Genomic DNA, 456 nt, shown 5'->3' with positions numbered 1-456 from the left:
CATCCAGTCGGCGCGACGCTCGTAAAGGTCGATTGAAGTGCCTTTCGCTGCCACTTCCTGAAACTCGATATTCATGCTGTCAGGCATGATTGCGGCCATGTCGCCAGCGATCTGCGTCACTGCGCGCCACAGGACATCCTTGTCCTCTTCCTTGGCGTCACCTTCGTAACGGCCGATGCGGATCGGCATGCCGAAGTTCTGGACGAAAATCGCCCAGTCCTTCAGCGTGAAGCTCTTATACATCCATGCCCAGGATGCCACGCGGGCAATGCCGGAACGGATCGTCAGCCCCGATTTCGACGGGTGCCGGTGGATGATAAACTTGTGAGCCGGTAACGGTTCTTCTGCCGGATCATCACGAAGCACAACCGTTTCACCGTCTGCGCGGGCAAATGTAAACCAACGCTGCGGCCGGTATGTAATCTCGCGCGGTTCCCACCGGCTAAGCCGGGTTTG

Annotated in this window: 1 protein-coding gene; it reads right to left on the bottom strand. The window is 57.9% G+C overall.

The window, feature by feature from the left end; all coding sequences use genetic code 11:
• Nucleotides 1-456 (bottom strand): phage portal protein family protein (locus CEV34_RS14495; RefSeq protein ID WP_143853382.1); only part of this gene is annotated, 456 nt, incomplete at both ends.

Source organism: Brucella pseudogrignonensis, from assembly GCF_002252525.1.
GTDB classification, from domain to species: Bacteria; Pseudomonadota; Alphaproteobacteria; order Rhizobiales; family Rhizobiaceae; genus Brucella; species Brucella pseudogrignonensis.
Note: the sequence above shows the minus strand (reverse complement) of the source record. Positions and strands in the feature narration are given on the sequence as shown.